This is a genomic window from Enterococcus sp. (assembly GCF_032555305.1).
In the GTDB taxonomy this organism is placed as follows: domain Bacteria; phylum Bacillota; class Bacilli; order Lactobacillales; family Enterococcaceae; genus Enterococcus_A.
This window is the reverse complement of record NZ_JAWGOQ010000007.1, coordinates 138688-145957: the sequence shown is the minus strand read 5'-3', so window position 1 is coordinate 145957 and position 7270 is coordinate 138688. Positions and strand designations below refer to the sequence as shown.

General features: G+C 38.1%; 8 protein-coding genes and 1 pseudogene. 6 read left to right on the top strand and 3 right to left on the bottom strand.

Features of this window, described 5'->3' with window-relative positions; translation table 11 throughout:
• Together E6139_RS07635 and E6139_RS07630 are read left to right on the top strand one after the other, a co-directional pair.
• Window positions 1-511 (top strand): annotated as a pseudogene (locus tag E6139_RS07635) (elongation factor G); the annotation flags it as partial.
• Window positions 512-608: 97 nt separating this feature from the next.
• A complete protein-coding gene (locus E6139_RS07630) occupies window positions 609-797 on the top strand; it encodes a cysteine-rich KTR domain-containing protein (protein WP_032506803.1) in 189 nt (62 codons plus the stop codon).
• A gap of 57 nt (window positions 798-854) precedes the next feature.
• On the opposite strand, the gene E6139_RS07625 is transcribed toward E6139_RS07630, so the two are convergent.
• Complete coding sequence (locus E6139_RS07625; RefSeq protein WP_001227349.1) at window positions 855-1208, bottom strand: helix-turn-helix transcriptional regulator; 354 nt, start codon at window positions 1206-1208, stop codon at window positions 855-857.
• Window positions 1209-1739: 531 nt separating this feature from the next.
• Here E6139_RS07625 and E6139_RS07620 point away from each other — a divergent pair.
• The 4 genes from E6139_RS07620 (at window position 1740) to E6139_RS07605 (ending at window position 4305) form a co-directional block, all read left to right on the top strand.
• Window positions 1740-2162 (top strand): RNA polymerase sigma factor, encoded by a 423-nt coding sequence (locus tag E6139_RS07620; protein WP_000804878.1) that lies wholly within the window; start codon window positions 1740-1742, stop codon window positions 2160-2162.
• Window positions 2159-2389 carry a helix-turn-helix domain-containing protein gene (locus tag E6139_RS07615; RefSeq protein ID WP_000845144.1) on the top strand — a complete coding sequence of 77 codons (231 nt, stop codon included), beginning with the start codon at window positions 2159-2161 and terminating at the stop codon, window positions 2387-2389. The genes E6139_RS07620 and E6139_RS07615 overlap by 4 nt, the downstream gene beginning before the upstream one ends.
• A gap of 495 nt (window positions 2390-2884) precedes the next feature.
• Window positions 2885-3085, top strand: a complete 201-nt coding sequence (locus tag E6139_RS07610) for a DUF3173 domain-containing protein (RefSeq protein WP_000633909.1) — start codon at window positions 2885-2887, stop codon at window positions 3083-3085.
• Window positions 3086-3111: 26 nt separating this feature from the next.
• Window positions 3112-4305 carry a site-specific integrase gene (locus tag E6139_RS07605; RefSeq protein WP_000237798.1) on the top strand — a complete coding sequence of 398 codons (1194 nt, stop codon included), beginning with the start codon at window positions 3112-3114 and terminating at the stop codon, window positions 4303-4305.
• 67 nt (window positions 4306-4372) lie between these two features.
• Here E6139_RS07605 and guaA read toward each other — a convergent pair whose 3' ends face one another.
• The gene (gene guaA / locus E6139_RS07600; protein WP_316402463.1) at window positions 4373-5941 is read right to left on the bottom strand and encodes a glutamine-hydrolyzing GMP synthase; all 1569 of its coding nucleotides are present in this window, start codon (window positions 5939-5941) and stop codon (window positions 4373-4375) included.
• 55 nt (window positions 5942-5996) lie between these two features.
• The gene (gene coaA / locus E6139_RS07595) at window positions 5997-6920 is read right to left on the bottom strand and encodes a type I pantothenate kinase (RefSeq protein ID WP_316402462.1); all 924 of its coding nucleotides are present in this window, start codon (window positions 6918-6920) and stop codon (window positions 5997-5999) included.
• Between the last annotated feature and the right edge of the window lie 350 nt (window positions 6921-7270).

Below are 7270 nucleotides of genomic sequence, written 5' to 3'. Positions count from 1 at the left end.
TCAATCATTTCAAAATGCAGTTATGGAAGGGATACGCTATGGTTGCGAACAAGGATTATATGGTTGGAATGTGACGGATTGTAAAATCTGTTTTAAGTACGGTTTATACTATAGCCCTGTTAGTACTCCAGCAGATTTTCGGATGCTTACTCCTATTGTACTGGAGCAAGCCTTTAGAAAAGCTGGAACAGAATTGTTAGAGCCATATCTTAGTTTTAAAGTTTATGCACCACAGGAATATCTTTCACGGGCATATAACGATGCTCCCAAATATTGTGCAAATATCGTAAATACTCAACTGAAAAATAATGAGGTCATTATTATTGGAGAAATTCCTGCTCGATGTATTCAAGATTATCGCAATGATTTAACTTTTTTTACAAATGGGCTTAGTGTTTGTTTAGCAGAGCTAAAAGGATATCAGGTTACCACTGGCGAACCTGTTTGCCAGACCCGTCGTCTAAATAGTCGGATAGATAAAGTAAGATATATGTTCAATAAAATAACTTAGTGCGTTTTATGTTGTTATATAAATATGGTTTCTTATTAAATAAGATGAAATATTCTTTAATATAGATTTGAATTAAAGTGGAAAGGAGGAGATTGTTATTATAAACTACAAGTGGATATTGTGTCCTATTTGTGGAAATAAAACAAGACTACGAATACGAGTGGATACTATACTTAAAAATTTCCCTTTATACTGCCCCAAATGTAAGAACGAAACTTTAATTAATGTTCAAAAAATGAATATAATAACAATCAAAGAGCCAGACGCCAAGACGCAGAGCCGATAATTTGAGAAATGAAACTCTCATCTTATCGGCTCTTTTTGTTTATCTGAATTTTACTGACTAGCCTTCAATATTTCTTGCTTCATTGATACCTTTTGCTAGTGCTTCCATTAAGGATAGTTCTTTGTCTGTAAAGCTATCCATGTATTTTTCTATCTGTAGCCTTCGAGTGCTTTTTATCAAATTATCTGTAGGTAAGAAAAATTCATCAATAGACACATGGAGTAATGATACAAGATCATAAAGCACCTGTGTACTTGGGTGTTGCCCTTTATTTTCTATATTTGTTAAATAACGTGGGTCAATTTCAATGATTGTTCCTACTTGTTCACGGGTGAGACCACGTTTTATTCGAGCCTCTTTAATCGCTAGACCAACGGCTCTAAAATCGTATTTATCTTCTTTTTTACGCATAATAAACCACCTCTATACATTTTACTGTTCCTATCCAAGTGGAAACAGGTATAGAAAAACGTGTTATGTAGTTTGTGAGTTCTTTTAAGAGCGCTATTATGCTTATGAATGTGATAAATCCAATCTCAAATAGAAAGGTCGCTGATTTTATTTACCCATACAACTATATAAAATTTAGTTATGCTGCTAAAAAGTAGATAAAATTGGCGACTGAATGGAGGTCACAGTCGCCATGAAAAAGATACGTCACTATCTAATTCTCTTAATTAGGTTCTTATCAAAAAAACTTACCCACCTACACTAGATAAATATGACCATCAATGTGGTTTTACAAATCGTATAGACAGAACAATTGAAGCACATGAACAGAGAAAACAATCTGTTTATGTGTTTTTTTGGCTACTTCGTGAATATCTTTTAAGATTTTTCTTCACTTATGCAACAAATCCCCCTTTCGTGTCGGGACTTAGTATGAAGGGAGATAAAGAAGTACATGCCACTCCCTTTCACGACAGAAAGGGGGTGAAAAACATGAAACCATCTTCTTTTCAAGAAACCATAGAAAATCAGTTTGACTATATCTGCAAACAAGCCATTGAAGATGAACGGAAAGATTATTTCAAACATCTAAGCAGACTGTCCAAAAAAGAAGTTTCATTTTCTGAAATAGATAACTACCTTGTCACCTCTTTTTCTACGGTTGATACGTATGTCACTGATTTTCAACTATTCACATTGTATGGATTAAGAATCAATGTTGAAAGTGATTTGTTAAGCGAAGCCTTACGCCACCTTCCAGAGAACAAGCGGAACATCATTTTACTTCATTATTTTATGGATATGAGTGATGTGGAAATTGCAGAATTACTAAATGTAAATCGTTCAACAGTTTATCGTCATCGAATAAGTGGACTAGCCATGATTAAAGAATTCATGAAGGAGTGTAAAGAATGAAAACAGCCTATCCAAGGGTTCCCTTCCCCCTCATTGTAAAGGCGACAGATGGCGACGTGGAAGCAATTAATCAGATTGTTAAACATTATCGAGGGTATACCTCAAAACGTTCTTTGCGTCGCATGACAGACGAATATGGCAATTCTCATATGGTTATTGATGAAACCCTACGTGGCAGAATGGAAACAAAACTCATCACCAAGATTTTAGCGTTCGAAATTAAATAATCTCATTTTTTCGTGGAAGCGTGTTGAACCGTTCCACGCTTCCCGATTTGGGAGGTTTGTTATTCCATCAAAGCCTACTGTATGTTCAGTATGTTTTGATAGGCTAACAAGCCAAACGTTCTTTGACAATTGAATAAAGCCAATCGAATACGTTTCGATAAGAAAAGAGCCAACGAACTAACACGCCATGATCTATGAAGATAGCGAGCGATTCATGTTAAAACTTCGTAAACAATCTTTAGCAGGATTGTTGCCATGACTTTCTTATCGTGATAATGATACTCCCGTATAGCCACAGTCCGAGCGTTAGTAGCGTCGCAGACAATGGGTACGGCTACATGAAAATCATGCAGGGGTGAAATGCCCGTGAGCTTTGCTAGAGCTGTTCGATTGCTGGGATATTCTTCTCTTGTCAATGTATTATCATAAAAATATTTGATATAATTATAGGTGAATATTGGAGTTTTCCTAGCCTATAATGGGAAAGGAGTAATAATGATAACGGTCACAAAAAAAGATTTAGTTGAGCTAGGATATGGAACTTCTTTTTCAGCAGACATCATAAAAAAAGCAAAAGAATTGATGATTACAAAAGGGCATACCTACTATCAATCTCGAAAGTTAGATAGAGTCCCTCGTGAAGCTGTTGAAGAAATTCTAGGAATTCGGTTTTCAAATGAAAACAGGTCTGAGTAGTTTTTGCACAGTAAGGAGTAAAAACTATGGTTAAAGACCCAATAAAAAAAGCAAAGAATGGAACCTATTATTTTCGTGCAAATCTAGGTTATGATTCTAAAGGAAAAAAAATTCAAAAATATCGTAGTGGATTCACTACTAAAAAAGAAGCAAGAGAAGAATATTCAAAACTACTACTGATGAAACCAGAAGAATTAAGTGAGAATAAGGATAAAATGACGTTTAATCATTATATCTTTGAAATTTTTCTTCCATGGTATAAGACACAGGTAAAGCTCAGAACATATGAAAATCGCTTACCAACTATTAAGAAACATTTCTCTTATTTTGATAAAATGGCTGTTTCCGATATTGAGCCTATTGATGTGCAAAATTGGCAACTAAAATTATCAAAGAAATGTAAGTCTTCTTATGTGAGAGCTGTTCAAGGACTATTTTCAGTTGCTATGGATCGAGCAATTGTCCTTGGGATAACCACCACAAATCCATCTAAGATTATTGGCAATGTGAAAAAGCAAAAGTCTAAAATTGAATTTTGGACAAAAGAAGAATTTGAAAAAGTAATCTCTCTAATTTATAAAGAAGATTACTATCAACACTTTTTATTTATCTCTCTGTGGTTTTTATTTATGACTGGAATGCGAATTGGTGAAGCTACTGCCATTCAATGGGAAGATATTGATTTTGACTCTGGAGTACTAACCATCAACAAAACACTTTATTACAAGAATCAATCGGATTATAGATTTGTTGAACCAAAAACAAAGGCGAGTGTTCGTCATATTGTATTAGATGAATGTACTCTAAATTATCTATCCGAATGGAAGAAAGCACAACAAAATCTAATTCAGACAGACTTTGTAATGAGCTATAACGGTATTCCTACCCAAAAACATACGCTAGCACATGCTATTGAACGCTATGCTAAGCTGGCTAGTATTCATCGAATCAGAATTCATGGTTTACGGCATTCGCATGCTTCCTTGTTAATCAGTATGGGAGAAAACCCACTCATCATTAAAGACCGTTTAGGACATGAAGATATTGAGACGACTTTAGGAACGTATGGACATCTTTATCCTAACAGTAATTTTGAGGTAGCTAACAAATTAAATGGAGCCATTTCCTTTAAAGAAGCAAAACAAAATTATGATACTTCACCAAAGAATCAATTTACTGTAGACTACTTGCGAAACAAAGAAATGAAAAAAGTGCAATAAAAGTGCAGTAAAAAAATAAGAAGAGCCAGAAACCCTTGATAAACAAGGATTTCTGGCTCTCCTACAACTACTCCCACTCTACAGTTGCAGGCGGCTTGCTCGTAATATCATACACAATCCGATTCACATGAGCGACTTCATTCACGATTCGAACGGAAATCTTTTGCAAGACATCCCATGGGATACGTGCGAAGTCTGCGGTCATACCGTCGATTGAAGTGACTGCGCGGATACCGACTGTGTAGTCGTAGGTACGGCCGTCGCCCATAACACCGACTGAGCGGATGCCTGGTAGGACAGTGAAGTATTGCCAGATGTCGCGGTCAAGACCTGCGTTGGCGATTTCTTCACGCAGGATCGCGTCTGATTCGCGGACGATTTCTAGTTTTTCTTCGGTGATTTCACCAAGGACACGGATACCTAGACCTGGTCCTGGGAATGGTTGGCGCCATACGATTGAGTCTGGCATGCCAAGCTGTGTCCCTAATTCGCGAACTTCGTCTTTGAATAGGGTATTTAATGGTTCGATTAATTCAAACTGCATGTCTTCTGGTAATCCACCTACATTATGGTGAGATTTGATTGTTTGAGCTGTTTCAGTACCAGATTCGATCACATCGGTATAAAGCGTGCCTTGGGCTAAGAAAGAAATACCTTCTTGACCAGCAAGTTTGGTTGCTTCATCGTCGAATAGATAAACGAATTCGTTTCCGATGATTTTGCGTTTTTTCTCTGGATCAGAAACGCCAGCTAATTTGTCTAGGAAACGGTCTTTGGCATCGACTTTGATGATGTTCAAGCCGAATTTTCCACCAAGTGCTTCCATAACTTGTTCGCCTTCGTTTTTACGTAATAGACCGTGGTCTACGAAGATCGATGTTAATTGGTCGCCGATAGCTTTTTGTAAAAGCACGCCTACGACAGAGGAGTCTACGCCGCCTGATAGGCCAAGTAGGACTTTTTTGTCGCCGACTTGTTCACGGATTTTTGCGACTTGCATGTCGATGAAGTTGCTCATCGTCCAGTCGCCTTTACATTGACAAACATCTAGGGCAAAGTGACGTAATAGTTCGTTGCCGTATTCTGAATGACGCACTTCTGCGTGGAATTGAATCCCGTAGATATTGCGGTCGGTGTTTTGGATCGCCGCGATTGGGCAGTCTTTGCTGGTACCGACTTTTTCAAAGCCTTCAGGAACCTTCGTCACTAAATCGCCGTGACTCATTAGCACTGTTTGTTCTTTTGGTGTTCCTTCAAATAATACCGCGTGATCAGAAACGACTTCTAAGGTTGCTTGTCCGTATTCACGGTTTTTTGCGGGTTCAACTTTTCCGCCTAAATTATATGTGATCAGCTGCATGCCGTAGCAGATACCTAAGATGGGAATACCTAATTCAAAGATTTTTGGATCGATGGAGAAGGCTCCTTCGTCATAGACACTGTTTGGACCACCAGACAGGATGATCCCTTTTGGATTCATGGCTTTGACTTCTTCAGCAGTGATGCGGTGGCTCATAAGTTCTGAGAAGACACCGAATTCACGGATACGACGAGTGATTAATTGGTTGTACTGACTACCGTAGTCAAGTACGATGATTTTTTCTACGTTTGTCATTTCGGCAGAAACGTTTGTCACAATTATTACCCCTTTTCAAGTTTTATTATAAAAGAAAGCGAGCTTTCTTTATAAGCTAGTATTTACGCAAATAGATCTCATCAATGATATGATGCTTTGCCTTGTGCAAGATAATATCAGCTCGACCTCTCGTTGGCAAGATATACTCTTCCAAATTCTTCAAGTTCACATTTTTCCAGACATCTTCCGCCATGGCGATAGCTTCTTTGCGATCACCGATAGCATAGTCATAATAGTAGTTATCCGGATCTTTAAAGGCCGTGTCCAGCAAGGATTCAAAACGCTCGATATACCAGCGCTCCACCATTTTCGGATCAGCATCGACATAGATCGACAGGTCGAAAAAGTCGCTGACGTAGATTTGCTGATTGGCTGGCAGCTGCAAGGTATTGATGCCTTCCACGATCAGAATATCTGGTGAATCAATCGTTTCATATTCACCTTCTACGATATCGTACACATCATGGGAATATTTGGGAATCTGAATATTTTCTTTGCCTGATTTCACTTCATTTAAGACATCGATCAGATTCTCCATATCATAGCTCTCGGGAAATCCTTTGCGATCCATGATCCCACGTTCTTCTAAGACAGCATTTGGATATAAAAAACCGTCAGTGGTGATCAATTGGACTGTTTGATGTTTGAATAGGCGGTCTAATAAGGTCTGCAATAAACGAGCGGTAGTACTTTTTCCGACAGCCACACTTCCAGCGATCCCGATAATAAATGGCGGCATCTTCACATAACGGTGGAGAAACAACCCTTTGCTTAACGTAAGCGACTCAAAATCCTTCATATAAAGATGGATCAGGTGACACAAGGGGACATAAACGTCGGCCACATCCTTCATCGAGATTTGGTCGTTCAAGCTTTTAATGTTATCAAGCTCCGCTTGCGTCAACGGTGTGTTTCCCGGTGTGTAGAAATCCTGCCACTGATCGCGGGCGATCCGGAAATAGTTCCCTCTTTCGTTCATAAGAACCTCCTTATTCATACTAAAGTAATCATTTTTCAAAAGCGATAAATGAATCCTATCTTCATGCCGTATACCATTCAACTAATCATCAAAACAAGGCTAACTCCTATTTAGGAAATTATTTTCCAAAACCTCGAAAATAATTCTGATAGTCGTTACGCATACGATTAGTGGAACTCTCAAACTGACAACTGCGCTTATTCTACCATAAAATCGGCGATAGAAATTGCTCTGCTTCTAAGAAATCCGAATAATTTCCTGACACAAAACGTTATAAGCCATTTTAGCCGAAAAAAAGCGGAAAAAGCTATCATAATGGTAGGAGTTTCATTGTTTTTTTAGTTGTGGGG